This window comes from Kitasatospora sp. NPDC051164 (genome assembly GCF_044455625.1).
GTDB lineage: Bacteria > Actinomycetota > Actinomycetes > Streptomycetales > Streptomycetaceae > Kitasatospora.
In genome coordinates this window covers 246,481-263,734 of sequence record NZ_JBITFB010000001.1, presented here as the reverse complement: position 1 = coordinate 263,734, position 17,254 = coordinate 246,481, and the positions used below count along the sequence as shown (strand labels likewise).

Sequence of the window (17,254 nt, the reverse complement as noted above, 5' to 3'; positions counted from 1 at the left end):
CGCGCCGGCCCGCTACGCCTCGGAGCCGTTCTCCCGTCGCTGGCGCAGCAGTTCGTCGTACTCGGCGTGCACCCGGCGGTCCATGGCGAGGGCGAACTGGGCGTCGGCAACGGTCCGGGCGAGTGGCCGCACCCGCAGGATGCGTTCGGTGAGCCGGGCCGCCTCGCCGGGTGGCAGCGGGGTGTCGGCGGACAGTGCGCTGAGCAGGTGCTCGCTGACGACCTCGATGAAGATCTCGGCGATGGCGTCCACGTGTTCCCGGGTGCGCCGGCTGGCGTCCAGCACCGCCGAGAGCGGCACGCCCTCCGCCACCAGCTCCGTGGTGGCGTCCATCAGGCGGCGGCTGACGTGGGTGATCCCGTCCTCCTCGACGGTGATGTAGCCCTGGGCGATCGATTCGGCGGTGTTCTCCTCGCTGAGCTGGTCTCCGAAGGCGGCCTTCAGTTCCTCCCAGTCCAGGCGTACCGGGGCCTCGTCCGACCAGGGTGCGACGATCGCCGCCTCCAGTCCGATGAGGTCCGCGACGTCCCGGCCGCTCTCGCCGGCGCCGATCAGTTCGGCGATGCCGCCGAGGGTGTGGCCGCGTTCCAGCAACTCGCCGATCATCCGCAGCCGGGCCAGGTGCTCCTCGCCGTACCAGGCGATCCGGCCCTCCTTGCGGGGCGGTTGGAGCAGTTTGCGCTCGCGGTAGAAGCGCAGGGTGCGGGTGGTGATGCCGGCCGCTTCGGCCAGTTCCTCCACCCGGTACTCGCGTTTTCTGTCGCCCGCAGCAGCTCTGACCTTGTCCACGGCGATCAGCATAGGTCCGTCGGCCGGAAAGGCTCCCGGAACGCGGAAGGGAAGCTCCCGGAACCCGGAAGACTCCCGGAACCGGGGCTGTCGCGCTTCTTCCATCCGGTGTCAGCAAGGGCTACCCTGCCAACCATGCCAGTGATTACTGGCGCGATTGGCAGGGTTCCGGAGCAAGCCCCCCGGAGAGCGCGACGATCACCGCCCCACCCTCAGGAGGAGGCCGCATGGCATCCAGCAGCAAGCGCCCCCGATCCGGCGCGTCCGAGACGTCCGCGGTGCCGGACCAGGCCGTACCGCACGTCCGGGTGGCGGTGATCGGCTCCGGCTTCGGCGGCCTAGGCGCCGCGGTCCGGCTGCGCCGCGCCGGGATCACCGACTTCGTGGTCCTGGAACGCGCGGACTCCGTCGGCGGCACCTGGCGCGACAACAGCTACCCCGGCTGCGCCTGCGACGTGCCCTCGCACCTCTACTCCTTCTCCTTCGCTCCCAACCCCGACTGGCCGCGCAGCTTCTCCGGCCAGCCGGACATCCGCGCCTACCTGGAGAAGGTCGCCACCGTCTTCGGTCTCCGCCCCCACCTGCGGTTCAACACCGAGGTGCTGGAGGCGCGTTGGGAGAGCGACGAGACCCGCTGGCGGATCACCACCTCGGCCGGTCAGTGGACCGCCGACGCTGTCGTCTCCGCCGCCGGACCGCTCGCCGACCCGCAGATCCCCGACCTGCCCGGGCTGAGCGGCTTCACCGGCAAGGTGTTCCACTCCTCGCGCTGGGAGCACGACTTCGACCTGACCGGCAAGCGCGTCGCCATGGTCGGCACCGGCGCCTCCGCCGCCCAGATCATCCCGTCGATCCAGCCCAAGGTCGGCAAGCTGACCGTCTTCCAGCGCACCCCGGCCTGGGTCCTGCCGCGCCGCGACCGCGAGATCACCCAGCTGGAGAAGTGGCTGCACGGCCGCCTGCCGATCACCGCGGCGATCCGCCGCGGCACCCTGTTCGCCCTCCGCGAGCTCCAGGTCGACGCCTTCGTCCGCCGCCCCGGAATGCTGCGCCTGGTCCAGCAGCTCGCCGAACGCCACATCGCCCAGGGCATCCAGGACCCGGCGCTGCGCGCCAAGCTCACCCCGGACTACCGGATCGGCTGCAAGCGGATCCTGCTCAGCAACACCTACTACCCGGCGCTCGCTGCGGCCAATACCGAGGTCGTATCCTCCGGCCTGCGCGAACTGCGCGGCTCCACGCTGGTCGCGGCCGACGGCAGCGAGCACGAGGTGGACGCCATCGTCTTCGGCACCGGCTTCCACGTCACCGACATGCCCATCGGGGACCGGGTGTTCGGCGTCGACGGCACCAGCCTGGCCGAGGAGTGGAGGGACGGCATGGAGGCGCTGCGCGGCTCGACCGTGCGCGGCTTCCCGAACCTCTTCTTCGTCATCGGGCCCAACACCGGCCTCGGCAACAGCTCGATGATCCTCATGATCGAATCCCAACTGAACTACATGATCGACGCGTTGACCACGCTCGGCTCGATCGGCGCCGCCGCCATGCAGCCGACCGCGCGCGCCCAGCGGCAGTGGAACCTCGAACTGCAGCACCGGATGGACCGCACCGTCTGGACCACCGGCGGCTGCCGCAGCTGGTACCTCGACCCGAGCGGCAAGAACACGGTGCTCTGGCCCGGCTCCACCACCTCGTTCCGCCGCGCCACCCGCAAGGTGGACCTCGGCGAGTACGAGCTGATCATGCGGGCGGTGCCGACCGCCGCCCGCACCGTCCAGGAGGTCACCGCGTGAGTTCCGTCCATCTGCCTGCCGAGTACGAACCGCCCGTTCCCGTCGAGGAGTTGAGCGTCCGCTCGGCGGACGGCATCCGGCTGCACGTCGAGGTGCACGGCCAACCCGGCGCTCCCACCGTGGTGCTGGCGCACGGCTGGACCTGTTCGACCGCCTTCTGGGCCCCGGTGATCCGCGAACTCTCCGACCGCTACCGGGTGGTGGTCTACGACCAGCGCGGCCACGGACACAGCGAGATCCCGCCGAGCCGGGCCCGCTACTCGACCCGGGCGCTCGCCGAGGACCTGTCCGCCGTGCTCGCCCGGACCGTCCCGGCGGGGGAGCGGGCAGTCCTGGCCGGGCACAGCATGGGCGGAATGACCATCATGGCCGCCGGTGGCCGCCCCGACGTCGCCGAGCGCACCGCCGCCGCCGTCCTGATCTCCACCGGGCCGAGCGAGTTGGTGGCCGAGCTCACCGTCCTGCCCCCGGGCGTTCGCTCCCCGGGCCTGCGCCGCTTCCTGCACCGGCAGCTGCTGCGCTCCCGGATGCCGCTCGGACCGGTCTCGCCGCTCAGCCGCGTGGCGCTCAAGTACGCGACCATGGGGCCGAGTTCGCCCGCCGGTCAGGTCGAGGCGACGGCCCGGATCGTGCACGCCTGCCCGACCGCCGTCCGCGCCAACTGGGCCGCGGTGCTCGACCGGCTGGACGTCCACGCGGGGCTGGCCCGGCTCACCGCGCCCACGGCGGTGGTGGTCGGCACCAACGACCGGCTGACCCCGCCGGTGCACGCACACCGGATGGTCGCCGAACTCCAGGATCCGCAGGGGCTGTTGCTGCTGCCCGGGGTCGGGCACATGTCGCCGCTGGAGCGGCCGTCGGAGGTCGCCGCCGAGATCCACCGGATGGCCGCCGAGCACCTGGTCGGTGCGCCCGCCGGCGCTGGTCCCGTCCCGGCCGCAGCCGCCGACTCCACTGCAGAACCCGCCGGGGACACCGCCGTCTCCCTCGCCCACTCCGCCCTTGCCCACTCCACTGTGGAGTCCACCAGCGACTCCACCGACGAAAGGACCGCCGTCGCATGAACGCCATCCCGCCGTTGTCCGCGCAGGTCGTCGTCGTCACCGGGGCCGCCCGCGGGGTCGGCGCGTCGCTGGCCCGCAAGCTCGCCCGGTGTGGAGCCAAGGTCGCCCTGCTGGGGCTCGAGCCGGAGGAGCTGAAGGCCGTCGCCACCCAGTGCGGGCCCGACGCGACCAGCTGGGAGGTGGACGTCACCGACCTCGACGCGCTCGACGACACCGCCCGCCGGATCAAGGAGCACTACGGGCGGATCGACACGGTCGTCGCCAACGCCGGGATCGCCATCGGCGGACCGCTGACGGACAGCGACCACCGGGCCTTCAGCCGGGTCATCGAGGTGAACCTGCTCGGCAGCGTCGCCACCGCGCGGGCCTTCCTGCCGGCGCTCACCGAGAGCCGCGGCTACCTGCTGCAGATCGCCTCGCTCGCCGCGCTGACGCCGGCGCCGCTGATGAGCGCGTACTGCGCCAGCAAGGCCGGGGTGGAGGCCTTCGCCCACTCGATCCGCGCCGAGGTCGCCCACCAGGGGGTGAAGGTCGGCGTCGGATACCTGAGCTGGACCGACACCGACATGGTGCGCGGCGCCGACGAGGACACCGTGCTGAAGCAGATGCGGTCCCGGCTGCCGTGGCCGGCGAACAAGACGTACCCGCTGGAGCCCGCGGTGGACCGGATCGTCGCGGGGATCGCCCGCCGGTCCGCCCACGTCTACGCCCAGGCCTGGCTGCGCGGCATGCAGCCGGTCCGCTGGGTGCTGCCGAGCCTGATCGCGGTGGTCGGCTCCCGGGACGTCGCCCGGCTCGCCCCCCAGCTCGCGGCCACCGCCGCGAGCCGCCTGCGCGCCGTCGGCGCCGGAGGTGCGGCGGACACGGCAGCCCGGGGGAGCCACAGCGGCTCGGGCAGCTGACCCCGGACGGGTCACAGAGGGCAGCCGGCGGACGGCAGTCGACAGATGACAGCTGACAGATTTCGAAATCCGTCAGCTGTCATCTGTCAGCTGTTCGCAATCCGCGCCAGCGTCTCCAGCGCCCGCGCCAGCACCGGCAACGGCGGCGACGCGAGCCCGACCCGGACGGCGGACGGCGAGCGCCGCGGATCCACCGCGAACGCCGTCGCGGGCGTGACCGAGACCCCGGCCCGTGCGGCTGCCGCGACGAAGGTCTCCGCCCGCCACGCCCCCGGCAGCTCCCACCACAGGTAGTACGAGCACGGGTCGGCCCGCAGCCGCTGCCCCGCCAGCACCTCGCGCGCCAGCAGCTGCCGGGCCGCCGCGTCGGCCCGCTTCGCCGCCTCGACCGCGGCCAGCGTGCCGTCCCCGATCCAGCGCACCGCGGCCTCCAGCGCGAACCCGCTCGGCGTCCACCCGGCCGACCGCAGCGCGCCCGCCACCGGATCGCGCAGCGCGGCCGGCACGACCGCGAACCCGGTGGTCAGCCCGGGGGCCAGCCGCTTGGAGAGGCTGTCCACCAGGACGGTGCGCTCCGGTGCCAGCGCGGCCAGGGGTGTCAGCTCGGGCCGCAGGAAGGACCAGATGGCGTCCTCGACCACCGGCAGGTCGAGCCGTCGCAGCTCCTCCGCGAGCGCCACCGCCCGCTCGCGCGGCAGGCTCACTCCGAGCGGGTTCTGCAGCCGGGGCTGCAGGTACACGGCACGCAGCGGCGCCGCCCGGTGGGCGGCCGCAACGGCGTCCGGCAGCAGCCCGTCCTCGTCCACCGCCAGCGGCACCAGCCTGATGCCCAGCCGTTCCGCCACCGCCTTGACCACCGGATAGGTCAGCGCCTCCACCCCGAGCCGCTGCCCGGGCGGCACCAGTGCGGAGAGCGCCCCCGCGACCGCCTGTCGCCCGTTCCCCGCGAACAGCAGGTCCGCGGCGTCGAACTCCCGGGAACCGGTCGACAGGAGACCCGCGAAGGCCCGCCGCGCCGCACCCGTCCCGGCCGCGCCGATCGGCCGCAGCGCCTCCCCGAGCGCGTCCGCGCGCAGCAGCGGTGCCAGTCCACCCGCCAGCAGTTCGGACTGCCCGGGGACGACCGGGTAGTTGAGCTCCAGGTCCACGGGCGCGGCGGTGGGCTCGGCGAGCGCGACGAGGCCGCCGTCCGCACCGCGCCCGGCCCGGACGAAGGTCCCGCGCCCGACCTCTCCGACGGTCAGGCCGCGTCGGGCCAGTTCCCGGTAGACCCGCCCCGCCGTCGAGTTGGCGATGCCCCGGCTGCGGGCGAACGCGCGCTGGGTGGGCAGCTGCTGGCCGGGCCGCAGCCGTCCGTCCGCAATGTCGGCGGCGACCAGGTCGGCGATCAGGCGGTAGTCGTCCATCGGCGTCGATCCCCTCATGCCCTGACCATCATTGCACCGAGTGCAAAGTCATCATTGCATTGAGCTGTCCACCCGTCCTAGCCTCCTCGCATGGACCACCTGGATCACCTGGATCACATGGACGCGTTGACATCCGCCGTGGACGGCCACGCCGTGCTCGGCATCGCTGCCGTGGCACTGGGCATGGTGCTGTCGCCGGGACCCAACATGATCTACCTGGTCTCGCGCTCGATCGCGCAGGGCCGCCGCGCCGGGCTGATCTCGCTGCTCGGGGTCGCGACCGGCTTCCTGGTCTACCTCGTCGCCGTGACGGCGGGGGTGGCCGCGGTGTTCTCGGTGGTGCCCGCCCTCTACACCGCGATCAAGCTGGCCGGCGCCGGCTACCTGCTCTGGCTGGCCTGGAAGGCGGTCAAGCCGGGCGGTACGGCGGTCTTCGCCCCGCAGGAGCTGCCGCCGGACCCGCCGCGCCGCCTCTTCGCGATGGGCTTCCTGACCTGCCTGCTCAACCCCAAGATCGCGATCATGTACATCTCGCTGCTGCCCCAGTTCGTGGCACCGGAGCGCGGCCACGCCGCCCTGCAGAGCCTCCTGCTGGGCCTGACCCAGATCGCGATCGCGATCACTGTCAACGGCCTGATCGCGATGAGCGCGGGCAGCATCGCCGCCTTCCTCAACCGCCGCCCGGCCTGGCTGCGCATCCAGCGCTACGTGATGGGCACCGTCCTCGCCGGCCTCGCCGTGCACATCGCCGCCGACCGCGCCACGGCAGTCGTGGCCTAGGACTGGCGGGGCCGTACGGCCAGGCGCGGCCGGGAGTCACGGCCGGGAGTTACGGTCAAGCCTTACGGCGGGGACTGGCGACAGGCGGTTCGCAGCATCTCGAACCCGGCCTGGATGAACCGTCCGGGCACGATCGATCGTCTGCATCCGCACCCCCCTGAGCAGGGGCGTTGCGCTCGGTGTGGGCTCGGTTGCGGCGAGTCGGTACGGTCGGGGGTATGACCACAGCCATGATCACCGGCGCGACCGCCGGCATCGGAGCCGCGTTCGCCCGCCGGCTCGCCCGTAGCGGCTACCAGCTCGTCCTGGTGGCGCGGGACACCGAGCGCCTGGAGCGCGCCGCCGCCGACCTGCACGGCACGTACGGCGTCGAGGCGGAGGTGCTGACCGCCGACCTCGCGACCGACGCGGGCATCGGCGCCGTCGAGGCCCGGCTCGCCGACTCCGCCCGCCCGGTGGACCTTCTGATCAACAACGCCGGCTTCGGCAACAAGGGCGCGTTCGGGGCCGTCCCGCTGCAGGACGAGCTGGACATGCTGAAGGTGCACATCGAGGCGATCCTGCGGCTGACCACGGCGGCGCTGCCCGGCATGCGTGAGCGCCGGCGGGGCGCGATCGTCAACGTCGCCTCGGTGGCGGCCTTCCTGCCGCGCGGCACGTACGGGGCCAGCAAGGCCTGGGTGGTCAGCTTCACCCAGGGCGTGCTGCGTGACCTGGGCGGCACGGGCGTGCGGATGATGGCGCTGTGCCCGGGCTTCACCCGGACGGAGTTCCACGACCGGGCCGGCATGGGCACCGGCAACATCCCGTCCTGGTCCTGGCTCTCCGCCGGGCGGGTGGTGGACGAGGCTATGCGCGACCTGGCCCGCGGCCGGTCGTTGTCCGTGCCGGGCAAGCGGTACAAGGTCGCGGTGGCGATCGCCCGGATGCTGCCGTCCGGCGGGCTCGGCGGCCTCTCCTCGAAGGCGGCGCGCACCTACCGCACCGACTGACGGCCGCAGCTGTCCGAGGAGTCGGTCGGTCGGGTCAGGCGGGGCGGTCGGGCGGGGCGGTCGGCTGCCAAGACTGCCGGAGCGGTCGGGCGGGAATAGAGCGAATCTCACTATTAGCTTGTCTAACTATGAGCTATCCTCCCTATATTGATCCCCGTCCGACCCGCCGACCCAGAGAGGCCCGCCCTTGAGGCCAGCCACCATCAGATGGACCCCGCCCGAGCGCGCCGAGGGCGAGCCCCGCCCGCCGGCCCAGTGGCGGCGCATCCTCGCGCTCTTCCGCCCGTACCGAGGCCGCCTGACCACCGTCGGGCTGCTGGTCGCCGCATCCGCCGTGGTCTCGGTGGTCTCGCCGTTCCTGCTGAAGGCCGTCCTGGACACCGCCATCCCGCAGGGCCGCACCGGGCTGCTCAGCCTGCTCGCGCTCGGGATGATCCTCACCGCCGTGGTGAACAGCATCTTCAACGTCCTGCAGACGTTGATCTCCACCACCGTCGGCCAGCGCGTGATGCACGACCTGCGCACCGCCGTCTACGGGCACCTGCAGCGGCAGTCGCTGGCCTTCTTCACCCGCACCCGCACCGGCGAGGTGCAGTCCCGGATCGCCAACGACATCGGCGGCATGCAGTCCACGGTGACCTCCACCGCGACCAGTCTGGTCTCCAACCTCACCGCGGTGGTCGCCTCCGTTGTGGCCATGGTCGCCCTCGACTGGCGGCTCACCGTCGTCTCCCTGGTCCTGCTCCCGCTGTTCGTCTGGATCAGCCGCCGGGTCGGCCAGGAACGCAAGAAGATCACCACCGAGCGGCAGAAGCAGCTGGCCGCGATGAGCTCGGCGGTCCAGGAGTCGCTCTCGGTCAGCGGCATCCTGCTCGGCCGCACGATGGGCCGCTCCGACTCGCTCGCCCGCGAGTTCACCGGGCAGTCCGACCAGCTCGCCGACCTGGAGGTCCGGGCCAGCATGGCCGGGCGCTGGCGGATGAACACCATCCAGATCGTGATGGCCGCGATGCCCGCGCTGATCTACTGGGCGGCCGGGCTGACCTCCGCCGCCGGCGCGCCGATCGTCTCGGTCGGCACCCTGATCGCCTTCGTCACCCTCCAGCAGGGCCTCTTCCGCCCCACCGTGAGCCTGCTGTCCACCGGCGTGGACGTACAGACCTCGCTCGCGCTCTTCCAGCGCATCTTCGAGTACCTCGACCTGCCGGTGGAGATCGCCGAACCGGCCGACCCGGTCACGCTGACCGACCTCCGCGGCGAGGTCCGCTTCGAGTACGTCGACTTCCGATACGACCCCGCGCAGGAGCGCCCGACCCTCGCCGGCCTCGACCTCAAGGTCCCCGCCGGGAGTTCACTGGCCGTGGTCGGCGAGACCGGCTCGGGCAAGACCACCCTCAGCTACCTCGTCCCGCGGCTGTACGACGTCACCGGTGGCCGGGTCACCCTGGACGGCGTCGACGTGCGCGAACTCTCCTTCGACACCCTGGCCCGCGCGGTCGGCGTCGTCTCCCAAGAGACCTACCTCTTCCACGCCTCCGTCGCCGAGAACCTGCGCTTCGCCAAGCCCGACGCCACCGACGCCGAACTGGTCGAGGCCGCCCGGGCCGCACAGGTCCACGACACCATCGCTGCCCTGCCGGACGGCTACGACACCCTGGTCGGCGAGCGCGGCTACCGCTTCTCCGGCGGCGAGAAGCAGCGCCTCGCGCTCGCCCGGACGATCCTGCGCAACCCGCCGGTGCTCATCCTCGACGAGGCCACCAGCGCGCTCGACAACCGGACCGAGCGCGCCGTCCAGCAGGCCGTCGACACGCTGGCCGCCGGCCGCACCACCATCACCATCGCGCACCGGCTCTCCACCGTCCGCGCCGCCGACCAGATCGCCGTCCTGGACCACGGCCAGGTGGTCGAACTCGGCACCCACGACCAGCTGGTGGAGCTGGATGGCCGGTACGCGGCCCTGCTGCGCCGGGAAGCGCCGGAGGCGGCCGCCCTGCCGGAACCCGTCCTCGATCACGCCTGAACCCGCCGGTCGGACCCAGGGGTTGGGCCTGCCCGTTCGGACCCGCAAGTCGTAGCCGGGGGTTGGGTCCGGGAGTCGGACCCGAAGTCGGACCCGAAGTCGGACCCGGGAGTCGGGCCCGGGGGTTGGGCCCGGGGGTTGGGCCCGGGAGTCGGACCCGCCGCTCGGAGCCTGGGGCGAACCCGTCGGCGGTCAGGCGGCCTTCGGTACCTCGTTGTAGCTCTCTGCGACCTCCTGGCCGGAGAGCCGCTGGATCGCGGCCATCACCTCGTCGGTCACCTGCCGACGGGCCTTCAGCGAGCGGGCCTGCCCGTGCAGCTCGTCGAAGTGCAGCGGCTCGCCGAAGCGGACCGTCACCTTCTTGAGCCGCGGCACGCGCTTGCCCACCGGCAGGATCTCCTCCGGCCCCTCCAGCGCCACCGGCACCACCGGCACGCCCGCGGTCAGCGCGAGCCAGGCGACGCCCGTCTTGCCCCGGTAGAGGCGGCCGTCCAGCGAGCGGGTGCCCTCGGGGTAGATGCCGAAGGCCTTGCCGTCCTCCAGGATCTCCAGCGCCGACTCCAGTGAGGCCTGAGCGGAACGGTAGGTGCCGCGCTCGACCGGCACCGCGCCGATCGCCTCGAAGAAGCCCTTGGAGAGCTTGCCCTTGAGTCCGGGCGCGGTCCAGTACTCGGCCTTGGCGAGGAAGTGCACCCGGCGCGGGGCGGTCAGCGGGATCACCACGCTGTCGATGAATGACAGGTGGTTGCTGGCCAGGATCACCCCGCCCTTGCGCGGCACGTTCTCGGCACCCTCGATGACCGGCCGCCAGATACCCCGCGAAACGGGTTTCAGCACCAGCCTGGTGGCGAGATCGAGCATGTTCCCTCCCTGGACGAACGACCGCCCGGGAGGTCCCGGGCCTGCATCAGATCCGCAGACTACGACACCCACCCCCGCGCCCGTCCACTCCCGGCCGCCGTGGCGAACACCACGGCCGGGTAGGGTACGGCCGTCCGTACCGAGCACGACCCCGCAGTACCCAGGAGGGCACGATGGAGACCACCGAGGCGATCAAGGCCTTTTTCGACCGCTTCGACCAGGACGGCGACGGCAAGATCACTCCGGCCGAGTACGCCCTGGCCGCGAACGAGATGGGCGACCACGACGTCACCATCTCGATGGCCGAGGCGCTGATCCACAGCATGGACACCAACCACGACGGCGTCCTGACCTTCGAGGAGTTCCTGGCTGCCCGCCGGCGCTGAGCCCGCGCCGACGGGGCCGGTCGCCGTACCGGCGGCGCCGGCCCCGTCCGGAGGTCCCGTCAGGAGGCTTCGTCCGGAGACTCCACCGCTTGTGCTCCGGGCCCAACCGCCCCCGCGCTCCGGGGTCCTGGTCCTACCGCTTGTCCACCGGGAACACCCGGCGCACCACCCGTTCCGCCGCCCCGCCGTCGTCCCAGACGCAGAACTTCGCGCGGAACCGCGCCCGTGCCCCCGGCGCCGGATCGCCCGCCAGCAGCGCCCACGTCAGCTCGTCCGCGGTCTCCGTGACCGCGCCCGGCGGCTCCGTGAACAGGTCGAAGTAGACGCCGCGCTCCCGCTGGTACTCCTCCCAGTCCGGGGCGAAGATCACCATCGGCCGGTCCAGCACCGCATAGTCGAACATCATCGACGAGTAGTCCGTCACCAGCACGTCCGCCGCGAGGTAGAGGTCCTCGACGACCGGGTGCGCCGAGACGTCCACGATCTCCGCCGCTTTCCCCTCGGCCGTCAGGTCGCCCGGCCCGCCGGTGTGGAAGTAGTGCGTGCGCACCAGCAGCGTGAAGTCCGGGCCCAGCCGCCGGGCCAGCTCGGCCACGTCCAGCAGCGGCAGGTAGCCGCCCTTGCCGCCGCGGTGGGTCGGCGCGTACAGCACGGCCCGGGTGCCCGGCCGCAGCCCCAGCCGCTCGCGCACCGCGCGCACCTCGTCCGGGGCGGCGTCGGCCAGCCGGTCGTTGCGCGGGTAGCCGGTTTCCAGCATCTCGTACCGGCCGGGGAAGGCGCGGGCGAAGTGCTCGCTGGTGTGCGGGTTGGGGGAGACCAGGAAGTCCCAGCGGTCGATGGCCTCCTGGAGCAGGTCGAAGTCCATCCCCTCCGCCGCGGAGGGGCGGTCGCGCAGGTCCATGCCCATGGCCTTGAGCGGGGTGCCGTGCTGGGTCTGCACGTGCACCGAGTCCGGCCGCTTGACCATCGTGCGCGGGAAGTTGACGTTGTTGACGAAGTACTTGGCGGTCGCCATCACCTTGAGGTAGGCGGGGGTGTTGACGATCACGTACGGTACCCCGGGCGGCAGCGTGGCGGCCTGCCGGCGGTTCTCCACCACCCACACGCCCCGGATCCGCGGCGCGAGCTCCTTCGCCTTCTCGTAGATCGCCGCCGGACTGCACGCGTAACCCCGGTGCCAGTACGCGGCGTAGACCGCCAGGTTCTCGTCCAGCGGCAGCCGGCGGAAGGCGTTGTACGCGGTGAACCGGGCGCCGCTGCGCACCCCCTTCTTCACCGCGGGCGCCATCGCCCGCGCCCCGCGCTTGAGTTCGCGCGGCAGCCGGCCGGTGCGGCGCAGCTCGGCGTACGCGATCCGGGCGCCGCGCGAGGCCAGCCGGTACTGCACACCGCGCACCCCGCCGGGGAAGCGGTAGCCCGCAGGGCGGTGGCGATCGAAGTGCCGGGCGATCCGCTGGAAGAACTCCTTGCGCAGGCCGACGGGGACCAGCCCGGGGGTGTCGTAGACGTTGAGCGCCTGGCGGACGGTCCGGTCGAAGACCAGGGTGCGCAGCGAGTCCGGGACGGTCGGGCCGGGGCGGTCCGCGCGGTCCAGGAAGGCGAAGATCGCGTCGTACTGGGCGAAGACGTCGGCGTGCTTGGGGGAGGCGGTGGCGGTGATCGCGCCGTCCCGGCCGCGCCGGTAGTTGTAGCAGGGGCGGTCGAGGTAGCGCAGCCGCTCGGCGGCCAGCAGCGCGGGGTAGGTGACCGAGATGTCCTCGTAGTAGCCACGGCCGAAGGAGACGCCGAGGCCGTCGAGGAACTCGCGCCGGAACACCTTGTTCCACACCGACATCACGGTCTGGAACAGCGCCGGGTGCTCGGCCAGGGTGCAGCCCTCGACCAGCGGGGAGCCGGTCAGCACGTGGCGCCAGGGGTTGGACTCCGTCCCGCCGTCCGGGTAGACGTGGGTGAAGTCGGTGATCAGCACGTCGGCCGGGGTCTCGCGGCGGCGCTCCTGCGTCAGCTCGTCGAGGATCACGCTGACGGTCCGCTCGGGCACCCAGTCGTCGCTGTCCAGGAACCAGACGTACTCGCCGCGCGCGTGCGGCAGGGCGGCGGTGCGGGCCCCGCCGAGGCCCTGGTTCTCGGTGAGGTGCAGCACCCGCAGCCGGGGGTCGCGGGCCGCGTAGGCGTCCAGGATCGCGCCGGAGCCGTCGGGGGAGAGGTCGTCGACCGCGATGACCTCGAAGCGGGACTCCAGGGCGGGGGTGTCGCCGAGGATCGAATCGAGGCAGCGCGGCAGGTACCGCTCCACGCCGTGGACCGGGAGCACGATGCTGAGGAGGAGGGACACGGTGGCCGAGTCTACCGATCCACCGGGCGCGACCTGCGTGGACGTCCGGTGCGGAGGTCCTGCCGGGGATCCGCGGGTTTTGCCGGTGGCAGCCGGTGGCAGCCGTGGCGGCCGGTCGGTGTGATCCGCGGGGGGTGACCCGGAACCGCCGGTGCCGGGCCCCTCACGGGGCGGCACCGGCAGTCAGGTGGCGGCCCGGCCGACCCTCTACGGCCGACCGCCGGTCCGGGCACCGCGCGAGCCTGGCCACCGCAGCGTCGAGGCGGCCGGGCAGTGGCTCGCGGGAGCCGGAGTTCTTCATCACTCGAACACGCACCTGGGTGCGGTGCGGGCACCGGCGCGTGCATCAGATATTGCTTGGAGGTTCGGCGGGAGTCAATCCCTCGAATGTGTTCACTTCATGAATTCGGCGGAGCCGGGAGCGGGTGGGAGCTGGCGGGCGGCGGAGACGGGCGGACACGGGCGGAGACGGGTAGTGGCGGGCGGTGACGGACGACGGTGGGCAACGGTGAGTGATGACCCCGAAGATCACTTTGTCGATCTGGCGGCTGTCCCCTATATGCGGTGTCCACATGCGGAGTCCCCGCGGGTGTGCGCGGGCGCCCCACCCGGTGCCGAGCCGCGTCCCGCCACAGCGCCCCCGTGCGCCGGGCGCGTACCGCGCACACGGGCGCCGGGCCCGCACCTCCTGGCCCTGCTGACGGATGGCCGGTCGTGCACCATCATTGATGCCTAGTCGTGATCGGCCGGGTGGCCCCTGGTGCACCGTCAGTTGACGCCACACGATACGGTGGCACAACACCAAGGACGGTTGCGCGAAGGCCGTCTGTCACGGATAGTCTTCGCCTCACGGCCCTGGCGCCTCGTAGGGGTGGGAAAACTGATGGAACACATGCAAGTGCGGACTCGGCCCCGTGTGCCGGCGATCCAGTGCGGTGTCGGCACGACCGGCCGCCGGATCGAACGACACCTGGCCGTGCTCGGCGCGCCCGCGCTCCCGGCGGTGGACACCGCCGAGGCGCTCGGGTTGATAAGGGAGCTGACGCCGCGCGGCGGCGAAGCCCCGGCGACCCGTCGTCGCCACACCAGGATCTCGCTGCTGACACCGCTGCGTCGGCTGCGGCGGAGCCTCTTCGGCGGGCGCGGCTAGGGGTTCGTCCCCGGTCGGCGTCAGTCGTTGTCCCGTCCTGGTCGGGAGCAGGCCCGGTGGACCATCCGGTCCGCCGGGTCATTGGCGTATCCGGGCAGCTGCCGTCGGGGAGCCGGGCGGGCGGCCGCTGTCCCGAGCCGGGCGGGGGCTGTCCCGAGCCGGGCGGGGCTGGTCGAGGCCCGGGCTGTGGTCTGAACCTTTCACCCTATGCGAGTTTGCCTCCCTGGCAAGCCGAGTCGGCGAGGCAGTACGCCGAGCCCCCTGACCTGGGTCAGGATGGCGCCATGGCGGACAACAAGAACTCCACCCCGGCCGGTCTGTTCCAGACCACCACCTTCGAGATCACCACGGGCAGCCACGAGGTCGCCCTCGACATCACCGACCGCTGCGCCGCGTTCCTCGACGAGCGGGCCGCCGGGCGCGACGGCCTGCTCAACGTCTTCGTCCCGCATGCCACCGCCGGGATCGCCGTCCTGGAAACCGGCTCCGGCAGCGACGACGACTTCCTCGCCACCCTGCGCGCACTGCTCCCGGCCGACGACCGCTGGAGCCACCGGCACGGCAGCCCCGGCCACGGCCGGGACCACGTGGTGCCCGGACTGGTCGCCCCGCACGCCACCCTGCCCGTGCTCGGTGGCCAACTCGCGCTCGGCGTCTGGCAGTCGGTGGTGCTGGTCGACACCAACGGGGACAATCCGCGCCGTACCGTCCGGCTGTCCTTCCTGGGCTGACTCCCGTCGGGCCGGCCCGCCCCGATCAGGCCGATTGCCATGTCCGGTGGCTACCGGCCGACGTGCGCGGCCACGGCCGTGAGGTAGCGCTCGATCGCCAGGTGCTGGCAGAGCAGCGCGACCGGGCGGCCGAGGCGCGCGTACCAGGCGGAGAGCCGGGAGAACGCGGTGACCTCGAACCACACCTCGCCGTCGGCGTCCATGGACACCAGGAAGGCCTCCTCGCCGCACTCCGGGTGCCCGGGGAGCGTCCCGTACGCGAACCCGACCCGGTCCGGCTCGTCCACGGTCCACACCACCCGGCAGGGGATCACCAGACGCGGCCACCGACTCCCCGGCAGGCTCAGCCGCAGCAGGACCGTGTCCCCGTCCCGGGCCGGCCCGCCGGGGTGGACCGCGAAGCCGGTGCCCAACTGGGTGCCCCAGCCGAGGACGTACCGCCCGGCCCGCTGCAGTACCTCCGGCCCGTGCCCGAGGTGCACCCGCCGCCGCAGGTGTGCGTAGCCGTCCGGCAGCCGCCCGCCCCGGGTGGCCCCCACCTCGGCGTACGACGGGGCGGTGGCGCGGGCGGCGAGCAGGCGCTGGTGGAGATCGGTAGCCATGCCGGTCACGGTAGCCGTCGGCCAGGCCCGCCCGGTCGGCGGGCCGACGGCTGCCGACGGACGGCGGACGGGCCATGGCGGACGGGCGGGCTGCGAACGGGCTGCGGCGGACGGCGTTCGGCGGACAGCTTTCAGTCAACAGATATCAGCGAACGTCTTCTGAAATCTGTTCGCTGTCATCTGTCTGCTGTCATCTGTTCCCTCAACGCCGTCGCCCTTGCCCCGTCCGCTTCGGTCAGTCGTCCAGCGAGATCGCGTCCTTGGCCCGCTCCACGGATTCCTCGGCGGCCGCTCCGCCCGGGTTCTCCGTCGCCAGAGCCTGGTTGAGTTCGACGAACGGGCGCAGCCGCTCCTCGTACGAGGCGAGGGCGGTGCGGTGGTCGCCGGCGGATCGGGCGAGTGCGTCGGCGAGGACGTGGGCGCCGACCAGGGCGAGGCTGGTGCCCTGGCCCGACAGCGGGGAGGCACAGTAGCCCGCGTCCCCGAGCAGGGCGATCCGGCCGTGCGACCAGCGGTCCATCCGGATCTGCGTCATCGTGTCGCAGTAGAGGTCGGGCGCCTCGGCCAGCGCCTTCAGCAGCCTCGGGCTCTCCCAGCGCAGCGCCGACATCCGCTCGGCGACGACCGCCCGCTGCGCCTCCGGACTGCGCCGGCCCTCCGGAAACGGCTCACCGGCGAAGCCGAAGGTGATCCGCAGCTCGGTGTTGTCGCGCACCGGGTAGACGCCGTACCCGGCCTCGCCGTCGCGCAGCCACAGCTGCCAGTCCTCCAGACCGAGGAAGTTGTCCGCGCTGAAGATCGCCAGGTGCATCCCGAGGTGGCGGGCGAAGCGCTCCTCGGGCCCGAAGGCCAGTCGGCGCACGGCCGAGTGCAGTCCGTCGGCGCCCACGACCAGGTCGTACCGGCGCGGCTCGCCGTGCTCGAAGGAGACCCGGACGCCTTCCTCGTCCTGGTCGAGCGCGGTCACGTTGTCCCCGAACACGAACCGGCTTGCCCCTTCCTCGGTGGCACGCTCGTGCAGGATCCGGACGAGGTCGTCTCGCAGCAGCTCGAGGTCGTCGTTGTCGAGCCGCCCGCTGCTGATCGTGTGCTCGGTGGAGCGGTGGACCTCGCGGCCGTCGCCGTCCAGGACGGACATGCCCCGCATCCGGGTGCGCCGGGCGCGGACCTGTTCCAGCACGCCCAGTCGTTCGACCACCTCCAGCGCGACACCCCGGATGTCCACGGCCTGCCCGCCGCCGCGCGGCCCGGGAGCGCGCTCCACCACCGTGGGGGCGAAGCCCCGGCGGCTCAGCAGTGCGGCGAGCGCGGTACCGGCGATGCCACTGCCGGAGATGAGCACGGTCTTCATTGGTCGCTCCTCGCTGTCCGTCCGCGCGCGGTGTCGCGCGTCGGCTCGTACGCTGTACGCGGGTTGAATGTACGGCGTACGCGTAGGCC

Annotated in this window: 15 protein-coding genes; 9 read left to right on the top strand and 6 right to left on the bottom strand. The window is 72.6% G+C overall.

Features of this window, described 5'->3' with window-relative positions:
• Nucleotides 1–12: 12 nt before the first annotated feature.
• The gene (locus ACIBEC_RS01125) at nucleotides 13–801 is read right to left on the bottom strand and encodes a MerR family transcriptional regulator (protein ID WP_396287656.1); all 789 of its coding nucleotides are present in this window, start codon (nucleotides 799–801) and stop codon (nucleotides 13–15) included.
• 215 nt (nucleotides 802–1,016) lie between these two features.
• Between ACIBEC_RS01125 and ACIBEC_RS01120 the strand changes: the two genes are divergently transcribed.
• The 3 genes from ACIBEC_RS01120 to ACIBEC_RS01110 are packed head-to-tail and all read left to right on the top strand — an operon-like array spanning nucleotide 1,017 to nucleotide 4,548.
• Nucleotides 1,017–2,582 carry an NAD(P)/FAD-dependent oxidoreductase gene (locus tag ACIBEC_RS01120; protein WP_360490102.1) on the top strand — a complete coding sequence of 522 codons (1,566 nt, stop codon included), beginning with the start codon at nucleotides 1,017–1,019 and terminating at the stop codon, nucleotides 2,580–2,582.
• A complete protein-coding gene (locus ACIBEC_RS01115; protein WP_360490100.1) occupies nucleotides 2,579–3,646 on the top strand; it encodes an alpha/beta hydrolase in 1,068 nt (355 codons plus the stop codon). The genes ACIBEC_RS01120 and ACIBEC_RS01115 overlap by 4 nt, the downstream gene beginning before the upstream one ends.
• The gene (locus ACIBEC_RS01110; protein ID WP_360490098.1) at nucleotides 3,643–4,548 is read left to right on the top strand and encodes an SDR family oxidoreductase; all 906 of its coding nucleotides are present in this window, start codon (nucleotides 3,643–3,645) and stop codon (nucleotides 4,546–4,548) included. Before ACIBEC_RS01115 ends, ACIBEC_RS01110 begins: the two co-directional genes overlap by 4 nt.
• Nucleotides 4,549–4,634: 86 nt before the next feature.
• Here ACIBEC_RS01110 and ACIBEC_RS01105 read toward each other — a convergent pair whose 3' ends face one another.
• A complete protein-coding gene (locus ACIBEC_RS01105) occupies nucleotides 4,635–5,954 on the bottom strand; it encodes a PLP-dependent aminotransferase family protein (RefSeq protein ID WP_360490691.1) in 1,320 nt (439 codons plus the stop codon).
• 90 nt (nucleotides 5,955–6,044) lie between these two features.
• Here ACIBEC_RS01105 and ACIBEC_RS01100 point away from each other — a divergent pair, with 90 nt between their 5' ends.
• From ACIBEC_RS01100 to ACIBEC_RS01090, 3 genes are all read left to right on the top strand, one after another.
• On the top strand, nucleotides 6,045–6,734 hold the full coding sequence (locus ACIBEC_RS01100) for a LysE family translocator (RefSeq protein WP_396287655.1): 690 nt from the start codon (nucleotides 6,045–6,047) through the stop codon (nucleotides 6,732–6,734).
• 218 nt (nucleotides 6,735–6,952) lie between these two features.
• Nucleotides 6,953–7,726, top strand: coding sequence for an SDR family oxidoreductase (locus tag ACIBEC_RS01095; RefSeq protein ID WP_360490096.1), 774 nt, complete (start codon nucleotides 6,953–6,955; stop codon nucleotides 7,724–7,726).
• Between the two features lie 187 nt (nucleotides 7,727–7,913).
• Nucleotides 7,914–9,749 carry an ABC transporter ATP-binding protein gene (locus ACIBEC_RS01090; protein WP_360490094.1) on the top strand — a complete coding sequence of 612 codons (1,836 nt, stop codon included), beginning with the start codon at nucleotides 7,914–7,916 and terminating at the stop codon, nucleotides 9,747–9,749.
• 192 nt (nucleotides 9,750–9,941) lie between these two features.
• Here ACIBEC_RS01090 and ACIBEC_RS01085 read toward each other — a convergent pair whose 3' ends face one another.
• Nucleotides 9,942–10,610 carry a lysophospholipid acyltransferase family protein gene (locus tag ACIBEC_RS01085; RefSeq protein WP_360490092.1) on the bottom strand — a complete coding sequence of 223 codons (669 nt, stop codon included), beginning with the start codon at nucleotides 10,608–10,610 and terminating at the stop codon, nucleotides 9,942–9,944.
• A gap of 173 nt (nucleotides 10,611–10,783) precedes the next feature.
• Here ACIBEC_RS01085 and ACIBEC_RS01080 point away from each other — a divergent pair, with 173 nt between their 5' ends.
• Nucleotides 10,784–10,996 carry an EF-hand domain-containing protein gene (locus ACIBEC_RS01080; protein ID WP_360490091.1) on the top strand — a complete coding sequence of 71 codons (213 nt, stop codon included), beginning with the start codon at nucleotides 10,784–10,786 and terminating at the stop codon, nucleotides 10,994–10,996.
• Nucleotides 10,997–11,129: 133 nt separating this feature from the next.
• Here the strand turns inward: ACIBEC_RS01080 and ACIBEC_RS01075 are convergent, their stop codons facing one another.
• Entirely contained in the window at nucleotides 11,130–13,331 is a 2,202-nt protein-coding gene (locus ACIBEC_RS01075; RefSeq protein ID WP_360490089.1) for a bifunctional glycosyltransferase family 2 protein/CDP-glycerol:glycerophosphate glycerophosphotransferase, read from the bottom strand.
• Nucleotides 13,332–14,214: 883 nt separating this feature from the next.
• Here ACIBEC_RS01075 and ACIBEC_RS01070 point away from each other — a divergent pair.
• Together ACIBEC_RS01070 and ACIBEC_RS01065 are read left to right on the top strand one after the other, a co-directional pair.
• Nucleotides 14,215–14,481 (top strand): hypothetical protein, encoded by a 267-nt coding sequence (locus ACIBEC_RS01070; RefSeq protein ID WP_360490087.1) that lies wholly within the window; start codon nucleotides 14,215–14,217, stop codon nucleotides 14,479–14,481.
• A gap of 284 nt (nucleotides 14,482–14,765) precedes the next feature.
• Nucleotides 14,766–15,212: a YjbQ family protein gene (locus ACIBEC_RS01065; protein ID WP_360490085.1), complete on the top strand. Its 447-nt coding sequence runs from the start codon at nucleotides 14,766–14,768 to the stop codon at nucleotides 15,210–15,212.
• A 50-nt stretch (nucleotides 15,213–15,262) separates the two neighbouring features.
• On the opposite strand, the gene ACIBEC_RS01060 is transcribed toward ACIBEC_RS01065, so the two are convergent.
• Nucleotides 15,263–15,814: a DUF1990 domain-containing protein gene (locus ACIBEC_RS01060; protein ID WP_360490083.1), complete on the bottom strand. Its 552-nt coding sequence runs from the start codon at nucleotides 15,812–15,814 to the stop codon at nucleotides 15,263–15,265.
• Nucleotides 15,815–16,049: 235 nt separating this feature from the next.
• The gene (locus tag ACIBEC_RS01055; protein ID WP_360490081.1) at nucleotides 16,050–17,165 is read right to left on the bottom strand and encodes an FAD-dependent monooxygenase; all 1,116 of its coding nucleotides are present in this window, start codon (nucleotides 17,163–17,165) and stop codon (nucleotides 16,050–16,052) included.
• Nucleotides 17,166–17,254: the final 89 nt, after the last annotated feature.

Bases quoted from the DNA above. Each gene is read 5' to 3' on its own strand.
- ACIBEC_RS01100 (WP_396287655.1), top strand. From the start codon at position 6,045: ATGGACCACCTGGATCACCTGGATCACATGGACGCGTTGACATCCGCC.
- ACIBEC_RS01085 (WP_360490092.1), bottom strand. From the start codon at position 10,610: ATGCTCGATCTCGCCACCAGGCTGGTGCTGAAACCCGTTTCGCGGGGT.
- ACIBEC_RS01070 (WP_360490087.1), top strand. From the start codon at position 14,215: ATGGAACACATGCAAGTGCGGACTCGGCCCCGTGTGCCGGCGATCCAG.
- ACIBEC_RS01105 (WP_360490691.1), bottom strand. From the start codon at position 5,954: ATGGACGACTACCGCCTGATCGCCGACCTGGTCGCCGCCGACATTGCG.
- ACIBEC_RS01120 (WP_360490102.1), top strand. From the start codon at position 1,017: ATGGCATCCAGCAGCAAGCGCCCCCGATCCGGCGCGTCCGAGACGTCC.
- ACIBEC_RS01060 (WP_360490083.1), bottom strand. From the start codon at position 15,814: ATGGCTACCGATCTCCACCAGCGCCTGCTCGCCGCCCGCGCCACCGCC.
- ACIBEC_RS01055 (WP_360490081.1), bottom strand. From the start codon at position 17,165: ATGAAGACCGTGCTCATCTCCGGCAGTGGCATCGCCGGTACCGCGCTC.
- ACIBEC_RS01125 (WP_396287656.1), bottom strand. From the start codon at position 801: ATGCTGATCGCCGTGGACAAGGTCAGAGCTGCTGCGGGCGACAGAAAA.
- ACIBEC_RS01110 (WP_360490098.1), top strand. From the start codon at position 3,643: ATGAACGCCATCCCGCCGTTGTCCGCGCAGGTCGTCGTCGTCACCGGG.
- ACIBEC_RS01065 (WP_360490085.1), top strand. From the start codon at position 14,766: ATGGCGGACAACAAGAACTCCACCCCGGCCGGTCTGTTCCAGACCACC.
- ACIBEC_RS01080 (WP_360490091.1), top strand. From the start codon at position 10,784: ATGGAGACCACCGAGGCGATCAAGGCCTTTTTCGACCGCTTCGACCAG.
- ACIBEC_RS01095 (WP_360490096.1), top strand. From the start codon at position 6,953: ATGACCACAGCCATGATCACCGGCGCGACCGCCGGCATCGGAGCCGCG.